The following is a 17,363-nucleotide window of genomic DNA, read 5'->3' as shown; positions in this document are numbered from 1 at the left end:
CAGCGGATCGGCGGTCAGCGGGTGGTGAAGGTGAAGTCGTCCACGTCGTACAGGGCCCCGGTGCCGCGTCCCTTGAAGACGAGGTAGAGCGTGGTCGTGCCCCGCGGTGCCTTGGACAGGGAGGCGGTGACGTCCTGGAAGGTCTCCCAGCCGCCGGTCACCGGGACGGTCGCGGTGCCGAGGAGGCGTCCGGTGGGCGAGCCCGCGCGGACTTCGAGCTTGCCGCCCGTGCCGGCGGAGGAGACGCGTGCCGTGAGCTTGGTGGCGTTGCTCAGGACGTACGGCTCGAAGGAGATCCAGTCCTTGTTGTGGATGTCGCCGACGGTCTTGGCGCCGTGCGCGCCGGCCCGCTCCGTGACGGTCACGCCCTCGGACTTGCCGAAGTGCTCGGCCTGGCGGTGCTTGGGCTGGACGACGGACTGGTCGTGGGTGGTGAGGGCCTGCTGGCCGCCGCCACCGCCGTCGGTGTACTCCGCGTCGAAGACACCGAAGATGTTGGCGTCCTCGTCGTGGCCGCCGTCGGCGCTGGTCTGGATGGTTCCGGAGCAGCCGTTGGCCGAGGTCACCGGGTGGCCGTGGCTGTCGTGGCCGAGGACGAAGGTGACCTTCACCTTGGCGCAGTCGATGGTGCCGTCCTCCGGGTCGGTCACCTTCACCTTGAAGGGCACCGCCTCACCGAAAGCGAACAGCTGGCCGTCTCCGGGGAGTTGGAGGGTCACCTTGGGGGCGGTGTTGCCGACGACGATCTGCACGCTGGAACTGCCGGTGCGGCCGTCGGGGTCCTTCGCCGTCAGAGTCGCGGTGTAGGTGCCGTTCGCCTTGTACGTGTGCGTCGGGTTGGCCGACGTCGACGTGCCGCCGTCGCCGAAGTCCCAGCTGTACGTGAGGGTGTCGCCGTCGGCGTCCGTGGAGCCGGCCGAGGAGAACTTGACCTTCAGGGGTGCCTGTCCGGACTGCTTGTCGGCCGCGGCCTGTGCCACGGGCGAGTGGCCGTCGGTGGCGTTCTCGATGCGGTAGAGGGCGGAGTTCTCGTCGCCGCCGAACCAGGAGACGCCGTAGTCGAGGACGTAGAGGGCGCCGTCCGGGCCGAAGGCCATGTCCATGATCTGGGTACCGGTCCAGGGCACGTCGTTGATGGACTGGACGGTGCCGTCGGCGTCCGACGAGATCCGCTTGATCCAGCGGCGGCCGAACTCACCGGCGAAGAAGTCCCCGTCGTAGGCCTCGGGGAACTTGACGGGCGAGTCGAGGGAGGGGTCGAAGTGGTAGACCGGTCCGCCCATCGGGGACTCGGAGCCGGTGCCGAACTCGGGCACCGAGCCGCCGTCGTAGGGGATCCAGGCGGCCTGGGCCGGGGGCAGGTCGGTGAGACCGGTGTTGTTCGGCGAGGTGTTCTTGGGCGCGGCGCAGTCGAAGGAGGCGCCCGAGGTCTTCGTCGCGAAGTCGTAGTCCACGTAGGCGTCGTTGTCGCCGGTGCAGTACGGCCAGCCGAAGTTGCCCGGCTCGGTCACGCGGGCGAACTCGACCTGTCCGGCGGGGCCGCGCGCGGGGTCTGCGGCGCCGGCGTCCGGGCCGTAGTCGCCGACGTAGAGGATGCCGGTCTTCTTGTCGACGCTGAAGCGGAACGGGTTGCGGAAGCCCATCGCGTAGATCTCGGGGCGGGTCTTGTCCGTGCCGGGCGCGAAGAGGTTGCCGTCGGGGATGTCGTACGAGCCGTCGGCGTTCACCTTGACGCGCAGGATCTTGCCGCGCAGGTCGTTGGTGTTGCCGGAGGTGCGCTGGGCGTCGAAGACGGGGTTGCGGTCGGCGCGCTCGTCGATGGGCGCGTAGCCGTCCGACTGGAACGGGTTGGAGTCGTCACCGGTCGACAGGTAGAGGTTGCCGTCCGCGTCGAAGTCGATGTCGCCGCCGACGTGGCAGCAGATGCCGCGGGTCGCGGGGACGTCGAGGATCTTCTTCTCGCTGGCGTTGTCGAGGGTGCCGTCCGCCTTCAGAACGAAGCGGGAGAGGCGGTTGACTCCGTCGAAGGGCGCGAAGTCGGCCGCGGTGCCCGTCTCGGGGGCGTCGCCCGCCGGGGTGTCGAGCGGCGGGGCGTAGTAGAGGTAGATGAAGCGGTTGTCGGCGAAGCCGGGGTCGATGCCGACGCCCTGGAGGCCTTCCTCGTCGTGCGAGTAGACGTCGAGCTTGCCGGCCAGGCGGGTGTTGCCCGCGCTGTCGGTGATCCGCAGTTCGCCGTCGCGTGAGGTGTGCAGCACGGAGCGGTCCGGGAGGACGGCCAGCGACATGGGCTCGCCGGTCTCGGCCTCTCCCTTGGCGAGGGTTACCTGCTGGAAGTCCTCCGCGGCGGACGCGGCCGGGGCGGTGGGGGCCGCGCCCGGGTCCGCGGTCGCCGCGCCCGCCGGGGGTGTGGCGAGGGTGAGCGAGGCACCGGCGAGGAGTGCGCCGGTGAGCAGGGCGAGCGCCTTGCGGAACCGTATCTTCGGACGGCCTCTGTGACGGTCGGAGCCGTGGCTGTCGGAGCCGTGACCGTCCGAGCCATGACTGTCGGCTCTGTGGTTCTCGGTTCTGTTGGTGCTGGTGGGGTCGTTCGCGTGCACGGGTGCCTCCAGAATGGGGCTGGTGGTTCCTGCGGGTGCGATACGCCGGGGTGCGCCGTCACCCCGGAGAGAGAACTCTGCGAGGGGGGTGGCTAGTCGTTGCCGCCGAAGGCCGCGTCGAAGGACGCGGTGGGCGGTTCGAAGTCGAAGGCCTTGAGGCGGGTGAGTGCCTCGGGTGCGCCCTGGAGGCGGTCCATGCCCGCGTCCTCCCACTCGACCGAGATCGGTCCCGTGTAGTCGATGGAGCGCAGCATCCGGAACACGTCCTCCCACGGCACGTCGCCGTGGCCCGCGGACACGAAGTCCCAGCCGCGGCGAGGATCGCCCCACGGGAGGTGCGAGCCGAGGCGGCCGTTGCGGCCGTCGAGGCGTTTGCGCGCCTCCTTGCAGTCGACGTGGTAGATCCGGTCGCGGAAGTCGTAGAGGAAGCCGACCGGGTCGAGGTCCTGCCAGACGAAGTGCGAGGGGTCGAAGTTCAGCCCGAAGGCCGGCCGGTGGTCGACCGCCTTGAGCGCCTCCTTGGTCGTCCAGTAGTCGTACGCGATCTCGCTGGGGTGGACCTCGTGGGCGAACCGCACGCCCTCGTGGTCGAAGACGTCGAGGATGGGGTTCCAGCGGTCGGCGAAGTCCTGGTAGCCGCGCTCGATCATCGACTCGGGGGCGGGCGGGAACATCGCGACCAGGTGCCAGATCGCGGAGCCGGTGAAGCCGATGACGGTGTCGACGCCGAAGGCCGCGGCGGCCCGTGCGGTGTCGGCGATCTCGGCCGCCGCCCGCTGCCGTACGCCCTCGGCCTCGCCGTCGCCCCAGATGCGGGCGGGCAGGATCGCCTGGTGGCGTTCGTCGATGATGGCGTCGCAGACGGCCTGGCCGACCAGGTGGTTGGAGATGGCCCAGCACTTGAGGCCGTACTTGTCGAGCAGTTCCCGCCGCGAGTCCAGGTAACCGGGGTCCGCGAGGGCCTTGTCGACCTCGAAGTGGTCGCCCCAGCAGGCGAGTTCGAGTCCGTCGTACCCGAAGTCGCGGGCGAGGCGGCAGACCTCTTCGAGCGGTAGGTCGGCCCACTGGCCGGTGAAGAGCGTGAAGGTGCGCGGCATGGGGACTTGCCCTCCTCAGCTGGCTACGGGGGTGAAGACGGAGTTCTTCTCGGCGCTCTCCTCGACCGCCGCGAGGACGCGCTGCACCTGCAGCCCGTCGGCGAAGGACGGCAGTGGCCGGCCGCCCTCCGCGATCGCGTGGACCAGGTCGCGGGCCTGGTGCACGAAGGTGTGCTCGTAGCCGAGGCCGTGGCCCGGCGGCCACCAGGCCTCCAGGTACGGGTGGTCGGGTTCGGTGACGAGGATGCGGCGGAAGCCCGCGTGCGTGGCCGGCTCCGTGCCGTCGTGGTACGAGAGTTCGTTGAGGCGTTCCAGGTCGAAGGCCAACGAGCCCTTCTCGCCGTTGAGTTCGATACGCAGGGAGTTCTTGCGGCCGGTCGCGAACCGGGTGGCCTCGAAGGACGCGAGGGCTCCGGAGGCGAACCGCGCGGTGAACAGGGCGGCGTCGTCGACCGTGACGGGCCCGAGTTCGCCGCCGCCGGCCGCCGAGAGGCCGCTGGACGCCCCGGAGAGCAGCGGGCGCTCCCGTACGAAGGTCTCGGTGAGCGCGGACACCCCGGTCACCGGTTCGCCCGCCAGGTACTGGGCGAGGTCGACGATGTGGGCGCCGAGGTCGCCGAGCGCGCCGGAGCCCGCCGTCTCCTTGCGCAGCCGCCAGGTGAGCGGGAACTCCCGGTCCACCAGCCAGTCCTGAAGGTACGTCACCCGTACGTGCCGCAGTGCTCCGATGCGGCCCTCGGCGACCATCTTCCTGGCCAGTGCCGTCGCGGGCACCCGGCGGTAGTTGAAGCCGACCATCGCCACCTGGCCGCGCGCCGCCGCGGCCTCGGCGGCCTCGGTCATCGCCTCGGCCTCCTCGACGGTGTTGGCGAGGGGCTTCTCGCACAGCACGTGCTTGCCCGCGGCGAGCGCGGCGATGGCGATCTCGGCGTGGCTGTCGCCGGGGGTGCAGACATCGACGAGGTCGACGTCGTCACGGGCGATCAGGGCCCGCCAGTCGGTCTCGGCGGACGCCCAGCCGAGCCGGTCGGCCGCCGTTCTCACGGCTCCCGCGTCACGGCCGCAGACAGCGGCGAGGACGGGGCGGAGCGGGAGGTCGAAGACGCGGTCCGCGGTGCGCCAGCCCTGGGAGTGGGCGGCGCCCATGAACGCGTATCCGACCATGCCCACGCCCAGCGGGGGCCTGGTGGCCAGTGCCCCTGCCTGTGCCCCGGCCTGTGCCTCGTCGGGCTGCTGCGGCTGTGCCATGCGGAGGTCCTCCTCTTCGTCGTGGCGCGTGGGGGGCGGGGCGCTCCGCCCGGGTGCGGCGGTACGAGGACTGCGGGTCCGCCGTGGCCGGCCGCGCGGTCCTCCGCGCCCCTGGGAGCAAGGGAGCGCGGCCTACTTGAACCCGGTGGGCAGGTACGTCTTGACGTTCTCCTTGTCCACGACCGCCGAGTAGAGCGTCAGGGACGAGGGGATCTCGAACTCCGCGAGGCCGCTGACGCCCTTGCCCTGGCCGAGCGCGCGGGCGAGGTCGATCGCCGACGCGGCCATGGTCGGCGGGTACAGGACGGTGGCCTTGAGGACGCTGTTGTCGGCCTCGATGGCCTGCATGGCGGAGAGCGAGCCCGCTCCACCGACCATGATGAAGTCGTCCCGGCCGGCCTGCTCGATGGCGCGCAGGGCGCCGACGCCCTGGTCGTCGTCGTGGTTCCACAGCGCGTCGAAGCTCGACTGGGCCTGCAGCAGCTGGGACATCTTGGCCTGTCCCGACTCGACGGTGAACTCGGCGGCCTGGCGGGCCACCTTCTTGACGTTCGGGTAGTTCTTCAGGGCCGCGTCGAAGCCGGCCGTGCGCTGCTTGGTGAGTTCCAGGTTGTCGAGTCCGGCCAGTTCGATGACCTTGGCGTTCTTCTTGTCCTTGAGCTGCTCGCCGATGTAGTGCCCGGCATTGAGGCCCATGCCGAAGTTGTCGCCGCCGATGTAGCAGCGGTACGCCTGCGGGGAGTTGAAGATGCGGTCGAGGTTGACCACCGGGATGCCGGCGCGCATGGCCTTGAGGCCGACCTGGGTGAGCGCCTTGCCGTCGGCGGGCAGGATGACCAGGACGTCGACCTTCTTGTTGATCAGCGTCTCTATCTGGCCGATCTGGGCCGCGGTGTCGTTGGAGCCCTCGGTGATCTCCAGTGTCACGTCCTCGTACTTCTTGGCGCGGCTCTTCGCGTTGTCGTTGATCGCGTTGAGCCAGCCGTGGTCGGCCTGCGGGCCGGCGAAGCCGATGGTGACCTGCTTGCCCTTCTTGTCGTCGGCGGCCGGCTGGTCGTTGGAGGCCGGTTCATCCTTGGTGTCGTTGCTGGTGCAACCGGTGAGGAGGACACCGGCCGAGACGGCGGCGGTGCCGAAGAGCAGTCCTCTGCGGCTCGTGAGCTCTGGCATGGCGGTGGTCCCTTTCCTCAAGGCGAGTCCCTCGGGTCGTCGAGGGCCGTGCGGTCGTACGGGGGTGCGGGGTGCCGTTCCGAGTGCTGCTTCAGGTACCGCGCGTGCGGCTCTGCGCGGTGTTCGCGGTGCGGCTCTACGTGGTGTTCGCGGTGCGGCGCTGGACGAGCACGGCGGCGACGATGATCGCCCCCTTGGCGATCTGCTGGACGTCGCTCTGCAGGTTGTTCAGGGCGAAGATGTTGGTGATCGTGGTGAAGATCAGCACCCCGAGCACCGAGCCGACGATGGTGCCGCGCCCCCCGCTGAGCAGGGTGCCGCCGATGATGGCCGCGGCGATGGCGTCGAGTTCGTACAGGTTGCCGTTGGTGTTCTGGCCCGAGCCGGACAGGATGATCAGCATGAAGGCCGCGATGCCGCAGCACAGTCCGGAGAGCAGGTAGAGGTACAGGCGCTGGCGGCGTACGTCGATGCCGGCGAGCCGGGTCGCCTCCGCGTTGCCGCCGACGGCCACCGTGCGCCGCCCGAAGGTGGTGCGGTTGAGCACGAGCCAGCCGATGATCGTCACGACCGCGAACATCAGGACCAGCGGCGGGATGCCGAGGATGTAGGAGTCCCGCTCGCCGAGGTCGAGGATGCCGTCGATGGTGACGACCTGGGTGTTGCCGTCGGTGATCTGCAGGGCGAGGCCGCGGGCCGAGGCGAGCATGGCGAGGGTCGCGATGAACGGGACCATGGCGCCGTACGCGATCAGCACCCCGTTCACGAGGCCGCAGCCGACACCGACGAGCACCGCCGTGAAGAGGACCCCCACGAATCCGAAGTCCTGGGTGGCGACGGTGGTCGCCCAGACCGAGGCGAGGGCCACGATCGCGCCGACGGACAGGTCGATGCCGCCCGAGGTGATGACGAAGGTCATCCCGACGGTGACGACGCCGATCACCGAGGCCTGGGTCAGGACGAGTTGGAGGTTGCGGGTGTCGAGGAACTCGTCGGGCTTGGTGATGCCTCCGATGAGGATCAGGGCGGCGAGCACACCGAGCAGTGACAGGGTGCGCACGTCGGCGCGGGCCACGACCGCCCGCCAGGGGCTGGGGTCCGCCTGCGATGACAGCTTCGGGGTGTCGTCCCGGGGCGGGGACACGGGCTGCGTCATGACGCCGGGCTTCCTTCCATGACGAGGTCGAGTACGCGGTGTTCGTCGAGCTCCTGGGCGGGCGCCCGGTGGACGACCCGGCCCTCTCGGAGCACCAGGACGCGGTCGGCGAGGCCGAGGACCTCGGGGACTTCGCTGGAGACCATGAGCACGGCCAGGCCTTCGTCGGCGAGGCGGCGGATGACGGCGTACAGCTCGGCGCGGGCGCCGACGTCGACGCCGCGGGTGGGTTCGTCGAGCAGCAGGACCCGGCAGCCGCGCAGCAGCCAGCGGGCGAGGACCGCCTTCTGCTGGTTGCCGCCGGAAAGGGTGCGGATGAGGGCGGACGGATTGTCGGGGCGCAGCGACAGTTCGCGGGTCGCCTTGCGCGCCGCGTCCCGTTCGGCGCTCCGGTCCAGCCAACCGCCGTAACTGAAGCGGGACATGGAGGACACAGAGACGTTCCGGGTGACGGACTCCAGCATCAGCAGGGCCTGCGCCTTGCGTTCCTCGGGGGCGAGGCCGAGTCCGGCGGCGACGGCGGCCCGGACACTACCCGGTTTCAACTGACGTCCCTGTACCCGCACTTGTCCGGTGGTGGGTTTGCGGGCGCCGTAGATGGTCTCCAGGATCTCGGAGCGGCCGGAGCCGACGAGCCCCGCGAGGCCGACGATCTCGCCGGGGCGCAGGGTGAGGTCGAGCGACTCGAACTCGCCCTGCCGCGAGAGCCCTTGGACCTCAAGCACCGGCTCGGGGAGGTCCTGGGGTCCCGGTCGCGGCGGGAAGACGTACTCGACGTTCCGGCCGGTCATCAGGGCGACGACCTCGCGGGTCGGCGTCGACTCCGCGGGCAGTCCGTTCGCCACCGCGCGGCCGTCCTTGAGGACGGTGACCCGGTCGCCGATGCGGCGGATCTCCTCCAGGCGGTGCGAGATGTAGACGACGGCGACGCCCTCGGCGGTGAGGTCCCCGACGATGCGGAAGAGGTTGTCGACCTCGTCCGGGTCCAGGGCCGCGGACGGTTCGTCCATGACGATGAGGCGTACGTCGTGGGAGAGCGCCCGGGCCATGGAGACGATCTGCTGGTGGGCGGCCGACAGTTCGCCGACGAGCCGCGCCGGATCGATCTCCGGGTGTCCGAGCCGCTTGAGGAGCGCGGCGGTCGACGCCCGCGCGTCCTTGCCGCGTACGACGAATCCGGCGGAGGTCGGTTCATGGCCGAGGTAGACGTTCTCGGCCACCGACAGGCCCTCCACCAGGTCGAGTTCCTGGTAGATGGTGGCGATGCCCAGGCGCATCGCGGCGATCGGCGAGCGCAGGGTGACCTGCTCGCCGCGCCAGCCGATGGCGCCGTCGTCCGGCTGGTGGGCGCCGGCCAGGACCTTGATGAGGGTGGACTTTCCGGCGCCGTTCTGGCCGAGCAGGCAGTGCACTTCGCCGGGCAGGACGTCGAGGTCGACGCCGTCGAGGGCCCGGACACCGGGGAACGACTTGGTGATGCCGGACATCGTGAGAAGGGGTGGTTCTGGTGCCATGACGGTTCCCCTCGGCATGTGGGCCGGTTTCAGGGCAGGGCGGAGTGAGGCAGGGCGAGGCCAGGTGGGTGGCGGCTCGGGACGAGGTGCTTACCGGTTACGGGGTCGGCTCAGGGAGATGTGGCGTGTGTGCGGCTCTGAAGCGGGTGCTACGCGGGTGAGAACAGGTGGTCGCTGATGAGGCGGGCCGCGCCGATGACTCCGGCGGTGGGGCCCAACTCCCCCAGCACGATGGGCAGATTGCCGGTCGCGAGAGGCAGCGACTGGCGGTAGACCTGGGTGCGGATCGCGGCGAGCAGGGTGTGGCCGAGGCCGGTCACTCCGCCGCCGATGACCACCAGGCCCGGGTTGAAGAAGCTGACGAGTCCGGCGATGACCTGGCCGGTGCGGGTACCGCCCTCGCGGATCAGATCGAGTGCGGTGGCGTCGCCCGCGGCAGCGGCGGCGGCGACGTCGACGGCGCTCAGGGCGCCCGCCGCCTCCAGTCGTGCCGCGAGTTCCTGGGACAGCCCCTGCTGAGCGGCGTCCGTGGCGTCGCGGGCCAGGGCCGCCCCGCTGAAGTGGGCCTCCAGGCAGCCCCGGTTGCCGCACGCGCACGGGCGGCCGTCCGGTACGGCCTGGATGTGGCCGATGTCGCCCGCGCTGCCCGTCGTACCGCGGTAGACCTCACCGCCGACGACGATCCCGCAGCCGATACCGGTACCGATCTTGACGCAGAGGAAGTCGCCCACGGAGCGGGCCACGCCCGCGTGCTGCTCCCCCATCGCCATCAGGTTCACGTCGTTGTCGACCATGACGGGGCAGCCGAGGTCCTGACTCAGCGCCTCGCGGACGGGGAAGCCGTCCCAGCCCGGCATGATCGGCGGGGCGACCGGAACGCCCTCGGGGAAGCGAACCGGACCGGGTACCCCGATGCCGGCGCCGTCGAACCCCTCGGCGAGTCCCGATGCCTTCAGCTTCGCCGCCATGGACAGGACCTGCTCGAAGACCGCGACCGGGCCCTCGCGTACGTCCATGGGCTGGTTGATGTGTCCCAGCACCTCCAGCTCCGCGTTGGTGACAGCCACGTCTATCGAGGTGGCCCCGATGTCGACGCCCAGGAAGCGCAGCGCCGGGGCGAGCCGGATGTTGTGGGACCTGCGGCCGCCGCGGGAGGCGGCGAGTCCGTCGGCCACCACGAGGCCGGTCTCCAGGAGTCGTTCGACCTCCACGGCCAGCTTGGACCGTGAGAGGTCGACCTGGTCCCCCAGCTGCGCCCGCGAGTTGGGGCCGCCGTCACGCAGCAGTGTGAGCAGCCGCGCCTGATGGGCGTTCCCGGGTCGCGCTGTCATGCGTCTCACGAGCCCCTCCCCGCCTCATCGGCACCGCCGTCGTTGTCTTTCGAGGGGAACGTAGCAGTGGCTGCCGGGGCTGGGAAGAAGTTGCGCAGGATTTACCTACGACTTTTTCCACTGAGTGGACAAAGGGAGGTGCCGGGCGCGACCTGGACCCCTTGATCCACGCGACGGACAGTGTGACCCACGACACGTTACCGGGGGTATCTGAAACATGGTGTCGCAGGTAAGTTGCGGGGAGCGCGCTGAAATCGAGCCACGTTTCTGAGTAGTCGTCAGCAGCAGTCATCAGTAGTAGCCGTCAGTAGCAGCCGTCAGTGAGGAATCTGCGATGGAGCAGCAGCACGTCGACGTCCTGGTCATCGGCGCCGGAATCTCCGGCGTCAGTGCCGCCTGCCACGTACTGCGTGCCATTCCCGGCGCCTCACTCGTCGTCCTGGAACGCCGCGCCCGCGTCGGTGGCACCTGGGACCTCTTCCGGTACCCCGGCATCCGCTCCGACTCCGACATGCACACCTTCGGATTCGGGTTCCGCCCCTGGCACGAGGCGCGCATCCTCGCCGACGGGCCGCGGATCCGGCAGTACGTCGAGGACACCGCGGTCGAGGACGGCGTACTGGAGCACATCCGCTTCCGCCGCCGGGCGGTCAGCGCCGACTTCTCGCACGCCACCGGCCGCTGGACCGTCGAGGTCGAGGACGAGAGCACCGGCGGGCGCGAGACGTACAGCGCGGGCTACGTCGTCGGCTCGACCGGCTACTACGACTACGACACCCCCTACCGCCCGCAGTTTCCCGGCGAGGCGGACTTCCGGGGCACCCTCGTCCATCCGCAGCAGTGGCCGCAGGACCTGGACCACACCGGGCGGCGCGTGGTCGTCATAGGTTCGGGGGCCACCGCCATCACCCTGCTGCCCGCGATGGCCGACGACGCGGCGCACGTCACCATGCTGCAGCGCTCCCCCACCTACATCCTCGGACTGCCCGAGATCGACCCGCTCACCCGGGTCCTGCAACTGCTGCGCGCCCCGGCCCGCCTGACGCACCGGATCGCCCGGGCCCGCAACATCGCGCTGCAGCGCGGGAGTTACGCCTTCTGCCGCAAGTACCCCCGCCTGGCCCGCCGGATCCTCCTCGGCCTGGTACGGGCCCGGGCGGGCAAGGACGTCGACATGCGCCACTTCAGCCCGCACTACAAGCCCTGGGACCAGCGGCTGTGCGTCGTCCCCGGCGGCGACCTGTTCAAGGTGCTCAAGAACAAGAAGGCGTCGATCGCCACCGGTCACATCGACACCTTCACCGCCGACGGCATCCGCCTGAAGTCCGGCGAGGAGCTGAAGGCCGACATCGTCGTCACCGCAACGGGGCTGACCGTCCAGCTCCTGGGCGGTATGGCGCTCACCGTGGACGGCCGCCCGGTGGACGTCAGGAACCGCGTCCTCTACAAGGCGGTCCTGCTGGAGGGCGTGCCCAACATGTCCCTCGTCATCGGCTACACCAACGCCTCCTGGACCCTCAAGGCGGACCTGGCGGCCGACTACACCGCCCGGCTCATCGCGCACATGCGGCGCCACGGGCACGACGTCGCCACCCCGCTGGCCTCCGGCGGTGACCGCTCGGCGGCCTCCGTCATGGGCGAGGCGCTGACCTCCGGCTACATCTCCCGGGCCGACGAGGTCATGCCGCGCCAGGGCACTCGGGCCCCGTGGCGGCTGTGGAACAACTACTACCGCGACCGCGCCATGCTCCAGGACGCCCCCATCGAGGACGGCCCGCTGCACTTCGCCAAGGCGGGGTCCCTGGCCGCCGCGCACACCTCCACCACGGACGACGCGGCGGAAACCCCTCGCGTCGCCTGACCGTCCGGCGCGCGCCGCCAGGCCCGCCCCACCCGCACGACCCGCCCCCCACGACCTCGAAGCACCGCAGCACACCGCTCCACCGCACCGGCCCGCGCACCCGCCTCCCCCCATGGCGGCCGAGCAGACAACCGAGGACGAAGATGACCGCGAACCTGACCAGGAAGCTCTACGACGAGCGCCTGCGGACCCTGTCCGAGGGCTCCGTGAACGTCAACTTCAACGCCTTCACGGACATCAAGTGGGACGATCCCGAGTTCGCCGTGGACCTCGACGACCCCCGCTGGGTGCTGACCAGCGCGGACGCCCTGGGCGCCCACCCCTGGTACCAGGAGCAGCCGCTCGAAGCCCGGATCCGGATCGGGATCTGGCGCTGGGCGGTCATCGCGAAGGTCGGCATGCAGTTCGAGAACCTCCTGATGCGCGGAGCCCTGGACTACGTCTACCAACTGGACAACCGCGACCAGGAGTTCAGGTATCTCACGCACGAGATCACCGAGGAGACCCACCACACCCAGATGTTCCAGGAGCTGGTCAACCGCACCGGCGTGGACACCGCGGGCGGCAAGCGCTGGTTCCGGCAGCTCAGCCGGGTCCTGCCGCTGGCCGGTTCCCTCTACCCCGAGGCGTTCTTCACCGGCATCCTGGCGGGCGAGGAGCCCATCGACCACCTGCAGAAGGGCGCCCTGCGCAGCGGGGAACCGGTGCACCCCCTGCCGCAGCGGATCATGCAGATCCACATCGCCGAGGAGGCCAGGCACATCTCCTTCGCCCATGAGTTCCTGCGTCTGCGCGTGCCGCGGTTCGGGAAGGTCCGCCGAGGCGCCCTGTCCCTCCTCTTCCCGCTGATCATGCGGACCCTGTGCGACGTCATCATGATCCCCGACCGGAAGTCCGCCGCGCAGGTCGGCATCCCGGCCTGGGTGATCAAGGACGTCTTCTGGAAGTCCGAGGCCGGGCAGCGCATGCTCCACGACCTCTTCTCCGACGTGCGGATGCTCGCTCACGACATCGGCCTGATGAACAAGGTGTCCCGTCCGCTGTGGCGGGCCCTGCGCATCGACGGCCGCCCGGCGCGCTTCCGCGGTGAGCCCGCCCTGCACACCGACTGAGCCGTCCCCACCAGCTCCGCATCGCCTCATGTCCCGAACGGAGACCAGCCCGCCGTGCCGTACGTCGTCACCCGATCCTGCTGCGCCGACGCCTCCTGCGTGCTGGCCTGTCCGGTCAACTGCATCCACCCGGCGCCGGGCGAACCCGGCTTCGCGACGGCCGAGATGCTGTACGTCGATCCGCTCACCTGCGTTGACTGCGGCGCGTGCACGACCGCCTGCCCGGTGGACGCGCTCAAGCCCCATACGGCCCTCAGCGGCGCCGAGTTGCCGTTCCTGGAGCTGAACGCCTCCTACTACAAGGAGAACCCGCACGACGACCGCGCACCCATGTACGTCGTTCCGAGGCGACGGGCCCTTCCGCCGGGCGAGTTGTCCGTGGCCGTCGTCGGTGCGGGGCCCGCCGGTCTCTTCGCCGCGGACGAACTGCTGCGCCATCCCGGTGTGCGCGTCACCGTCCACGACCGCCTCCCGACGCCGTACGGACTCGCGCGCGCGGGTGTCGCGCCGGACCACCAGGACACCCAGCAGGTCACGAAGTTCTTCCGCACCATCGAAGCCCAGCCCGGCTTCAGCTACCGCCTGGGCGTCGAGGTCGGCACCCACCTCACCCACACGGATCTCCTGCGCGAGCACCACGCGGTGATCTACGCCGTCGGCGCCGCGACCGACAAACGCCTCGGTATCGAGGGCGAGGACCTGCGGGGCAGCGTCTCCGCGACGGACTTCGTCGCCTGGTACAACGGCCACCCCGACCGCGCCCACGACGAGTACGACCTGGACACCGAGCGGGCCGTCGTCATCGGCAACGGCAACGTCGCCCTCGACGTCGCCCGCATCCTCGCCGCCGACCCCGAGACCCTGGCCCGTACCGACATCTCCGACCGCGCGCTCGCCGCCCTCCGCGGCAGCCGGATCCGTGAGGTCGTTCTTCTCGGCCGACGCGGGCCGGCCCAGGCGGCGTTCACCCTGCCGGAACTCCTCGCCCTGTCCGCCCTCAAGGACGTGGACGTCGGCGTGGAGGGCTGGCCGGACGACCTGGATCCCACCGCCACCGCCGCCCCCGAGAAGGTCCGGATCCTGTCGCAGCTCGCCGCCCGGGAGCCGGTCGAGGGCCGCCGCCGTATCGTGCTGCGCTTCCTGACCAGTCCGGTACGGTTCCTCGGCGACACGTCCGTCCGGGCTCTTGAGGTCACCGCCACGGCGCTGCGCACCGACGCGGACGGCACCGTACGCGCCGTGCCCACCGGTGACACCCGCACCGTGGAGACCGGCCTCGTCCTGCGCTCGGTCGGCTACCGCGCCCGGCCCGTCCCCGGCCTGCCCTTCGACGAGGACAGCGCGACCGTCCCCCACGAGGGCGGCAGGGTCGGGCCCGGCGTCTATGTCGCGGGCTGGATCAAGCGCGGGCCCACCGGCTTCATCGGCACGAACAAGACCTGCGCCCACGAGACGGTCGAGTCCCTGCTGGACGACTTCGCCGCCGGTCGCCTCGCACAGCCGGTACGCGGCGGTGTCAGCACCACCAAGGAGGCGCTGGGAGTGGAAGCCTGGCGCGCGATAGACCGCGCGGAACGCGCGGCGGGCGAGGCCCAGGGCCGGCCGCGCGTCAAGTTCACGGACACCGAGTCGCTGCGACGGGCCGCGGAGGCCGTCCCGGCGGCCCATGGCTGACCCGGAGAGCCGGCGCGGGTACGCCTACAGATCCGCCACGCGCTGCTGCGGCGACAGCTCCACGCCCAGGCTCCGCAGCGTCGCGTCCAGCACCGCCCAGACCGAACGGCACAGCATCTCGCGCAGCTCCTCCTCGGACAGTTCGCGCCGGTCGTCGCGCACCCACTGGTTGACACAGGTGTCCACGAAGCCCACGATGCCGATCGCCACCGAACGGATCGGCGCCTCCGGCACCCCCAGTGCCTTGAGCACGTCCGCGAACCGCGCGCTGAGCATCAGCGCGATGGCCGCCTTGGTGTCCGCGACCAGCGACCCGTCACCCATCGCGTGCTCCCCGACGCCCATGTAGGCGTACAGGCGCGGGTGTTGGGCCACCCAGTCCAGGTGCGCGCCCACCACCCGGCGTACGGATTCCTCGATCGTCCCGTCGAAGCTGAGAGTCGGCTCGATCCCCCGCATGAACGACTCCACCACCCGTCGGCGGATCAACTCGTCGAGCGTGGCCCTGTCCTTGAAGTGCCGGTAGAGCACCGAGCGTGGCAGGCCGACGCGCTCCGCCAGCCGCTGCAGCTTGAAGCGTGTGCCCTCGTCCTCGATGAGGGCCACCGCCGCGTCCACCAGGTCGACCTGCCGTCGCGCCTTGTGGTCGTCCCAGCGGGTGGAACGCCCGTCGGTCTGCGGCTCGCCGCCCGTTCTGTCAGCCATCTCGCCACACTATCGACGTCCCGGCGAAGGTACGGACGCGAGGAACCACTACTGGTCACGCCACTACTGGTCATGGAACCACTACCGGTCACGGAACCACTACTGGTCACGCGGCCGGGCGTGGTACGTCCTGCGGGTGTGTTCCGTGTGGGCGCGCATGACGTCGGTGGCGCGCTGTTCGTCGCGGGCCGCGATCGCGGCGATCAGGTCGCGGTGCTCGATCCAGGACTGCTGTCCGCGCTGCCGGGCGACCGGGGTGTAGTACCAGCGCACGCGCCGGTCGACCTGCGCGGCCAGTTCGGCGAGGACCGTGTTCCCGGCGAGGTCCATGACCTTGGCGTGGAAGCGGGCGTTCGTCGCGACCGCCGCGTCCACGTCGTCGGCGGCCACGGCCGCCTCACCCCGGGCGCACAGCTCCTCCAGGTCGGCGATGCCGGAGGTGCCCGCGTTGGCCGCCGCGAGTCGGGCGGCCTCGGCCTCCAACAGCGTGCGCACGGTGAGGAGTTGGTCCGCCTCCGCCTCGGTCGGCTCGTGCACGAACGCGCCCTGGGCGGGCCGCAGATCGACCCACCCTTCGGTGTTCAGCCGCTGGAGTGCCTCGCGCACGGGCTGCCGGGAGACCCCGAGGTGCCCGGCCAGTTCACTCTCGACCAGGTGCTGACCGGGCTGGAGGGCGCGTGTCGTGATCAGTTCGAGCAGGGCCTCGTAGACGCGGTCCCTGAGCGGCCCCGGCCGTTCGAGCTTCGGCACGGACCCCTGCGGCAGTCCGGTCGACAACATCGCGGTCCCCCTCCTGGGCAGTGGCGGCGCGTACGCGGACGGCACGGCAGCCGGAAGGCCAGTATCAATTGTCTTTCGTCTACAGTCTACGGCGCACAACGGCCAGGCCGAGGGGGAGTCGGCCTCGTCACACCCCGCGGGACCCGCAGGTCACGGGCAGTGGATGACCTGACCGGCGTACGAGAGGTTGCCGCCGAAACCGAAGAGGAGGACGCGGTCGCCGGTGGAGATCTCGCCGCGTTCGACGAGCTTGGACAGGGCCATGGGAATGCTGGCGGCGGAGGTGTTTCCGGACTCGACGACATCGCGGGCGACGACGGCGTTCACGGCGCCGATCTTCCCGGCGAGCGGCTCGATGATCCGCAGGTTCGCCTGGTGCAGCACGACCGCGGCGAGGTCCTCGGGTGCGAGACCGACCCGCTCGCAGGCCTTGCGGGCGATGGCGGGCAGCTTGGTGGTGGCCCACCGGTAGACGCTCTGGCCCTCCTGGGCGAACCGCGCGGGGGTGCCCTCGATGCGTACCGCGTTCCCCATCTCGGGAACCGAGCCCCACAGCACCGGCCCGATCGCGCTCTCCTCGGCGGCCTCGACGACGGCGGCCCCCGCCCCGTCCCCGACGAGCACGCAGGTCGTGCGGTCCGTCCAGTCGGCCACGTCGGACATCTTGTCGGCGCCGATCACCAGGACGCGGGTCGCTCCCCCGGCCCGTACGGCGTGGTCGGCGGTGGCCAGCGCGTGGGTGAAGCCCGCGCAGACCACGTTCAGGTCCATGACGGCCGGTGACGGCATGCCGAGGCGGGCGGCGACCCGGGCGGCCATGTTCGGCGAACGGTCGACGGCGGTGGAGGTGGCCACCAGGACGAGGTCGATGTCCTCGGGGGTGAGGCCGGCGGCGGCCAGGGCCTTGGCGGCGGCGTGCGCGGCCAGCTCGTCGACCGGTTCGTCGGGTCCGGCGATGTGGCGCGTACGGATGCCCACCCGGCTCGTGATCCACTCGTCGCTGGTGTCGACCAGCTCCGCCAGGTCCTCGTTGGTGAGAACCCTGGCGGGCTGGTAATGGCCGACGGCGGTGATGCGTGAGCCGTTCATGGGCGGTCCCTTGCTTGCCGGGGTAACGG

Annotated in this window: 13 protein-coding genes; 3 read left to right on the top strand and 10 right to left on the bottom strand. The window is 70.7% G+C overall.

Annotated features, from left to right (window positions below):
- Positions 1-14: 14 nt before the first annotated feature.
- The 7 genes from K3769_RS33055 to K3769_RS33025 form a co-directional block, all read right to left on the bottom strand.
- Entirely contained in the window at positions 15-2,477 is a 2,463-nt protein-coding gene (locus tag K3769_RS33055; protein WP_267031634.1) for a PQQ-dependent sugar dehydrogenase, read from the bottom strand.
- A 212-nt stretch (positions 2,478-2,689) separates the two neighbouring features.
- Positions 2,690-3,694, bottom strand: a complete 1,005-nt coding sequence (locus tag K3769_RS33050; RefSeq protein ID WP_107016863.1) for a sugar phosphate isomerase/epimerase family protein — start codon at positions 3,692-3,694, stop codon at positions 2,690-2,692.
- Positions 3,695-3,709: 15 nt separating this feature from the next.
- A complete protein-coding gene (locus K3769_RS33045; RefSeq protein ID WP_267029919.1) occupies positions 3,710-4,942 on the bottom strand; it encodes a Gfo/Idh/MocA family protein in 1,233 nt (410 codons plus the stop codon).
- Between the two features lie 132 nt (positions 4,943-5,074).
- Complete coding sequence (locus K3769_RS33040) at positions 5,075-6,112, bottom strand: substrate-binding domain-containing protein (protein ID WP_267029918.1); 1,038 nt, start codon at positions 6,110-6,112, stop codon at positions 5,075-5,077.
- 136 nt (positions 6,113-6,248) lie between these two features.
- The gene (locus K3769_RS33035; RefSeq protein ID WP_267029917.1) at positions 6,249-7,268 is read right to left on the bottom strand and encodes an ABC transporter permease; all 1,020 of its coding nucleotides are present in this window, start codon (positions 7,266-7,268) and stop codon (positions 6,249-6,251) included.
- Complete coding sequence (locus K3769_RS33030) at positions 7,265-8,782, bottom strand: sugar ABC transporter ATP-binding protein (RefSeq protein WP_267029916.1); 1,518 nt, start codon at positions 8,780-8,782, stop codon at positions 7,265-7,267. The genes K3769_RS33035 and K3769_RS33030 overlap by 4 nt, the downstream gene beginning before the upstream one ends.
- A 149-nt stretch (positions 8,783-8,931) precedes the next feature.
- Positions 8,932-10,113, bottom strand: coding sequence for an ROK family protein (locus K3769_RS33025; protein ID WP_267029915.1), 1,182 nt, complete (start codon positions 10,111-10,113; stop codon positions 8,932-8,934).
- A gap of 334 nt (positions 10,114-10,447) precedes the next feature.
- On the opposite strand from K3769_RS33025, the gene K3769_RS33020 reads away from it, so the two are divergent.
- From K3769_RS33020 to K3769_RS33010, 3 genes are all read left to right on the top strand, one after another.
- Positions 10,448-11,974, top strand: a complete 1,527-nt coding sequence (locus tag K3769_RS33020; RefSeq protein ID WP_267029914.1) for a flavin-containing monooxygenase — start codon at positions 10,448-10,450, stop codon at positions 11,972-11,974.
- Between the two features lie 143 nt (positions 11,975-12,117).
- A complete protein-coding gene (locus K3769_RS33015) occupies positions 12,118-13,086 on the top strand; it encodes an AurF N-oxygenase family protein (protein WP_267029913.1) in 969 nt (322 codons plus the stop codon).
- Positions 13,087-13,140: 54 nt separating this feature from the next.
- On the top strand, positions 13,141-14,760 hold the full coding sequence (locus K3769_RS33010; RefSeq protein WP_267029912.1) for an FAD-dependent oxidoreductase: 1,620 nt from the start codon (positions 13,141-13,143) through the stop codon (positions 14,758-14,760).
- A 24-nt stretch (positions 14,761-14,784) separates the two neighbouring features.
- Here the strand turns inward: K3769_RS33010 and K3769_RS33005 are convergent, their stop codons facing one another.
- The 3 genes from K3769_RS33005 to K3769_RS32995 form a co-directional block, all read right to left on the bottom strand.
- Entirely contained in the window at positions 14,785-15,465 is a 681-nt protein-coding gene (locus K3769_RS33005) for a TetR/AcrR family transcriptional regulator (RefSeq protein ID WP_267029911.1), read from the bottom strand.
- A 99-nt stretch (positions 15,466-15,564) separates the two neighbouring features.
- Entirely contained in the window at positions 15,565-16,245 is a 681-nt protein-coding gene (locus K3769_RS33000; protein ID WP_267029910.1) for a GntR family transcriptional regulator, read from the bottom strand.
- 150 nt (positions 16,246-16,395) lie between these two features.
- On the bottom strand, positions 16,396-17,334 hold the full coding sequence (locus K3769_RS32995; RefSeq protein WP_267029909.1) for a beta-ketoacyl-ACP synthase III: 939 nt from the start codon (positions 17,332-17,334) through the stop codon (positions 16,396-16,398).
- Between the last annotated feature and the right edge of the window lie 29 nt (positions 17,335-17,363).

The organism is Streptomyces ortus (genome assembly GCF_026341275.1).
GTDB lineage: Bacteria > Actinomycetota > Actinomycetes > Streptomycetales > Streptomycetaceae > Streptomyces > Streptomyces ortus.
Note: the sequence above shows the minus strand (reverse complement) of the source record. Positions and strands in the feature narration are given on the sequence as shown.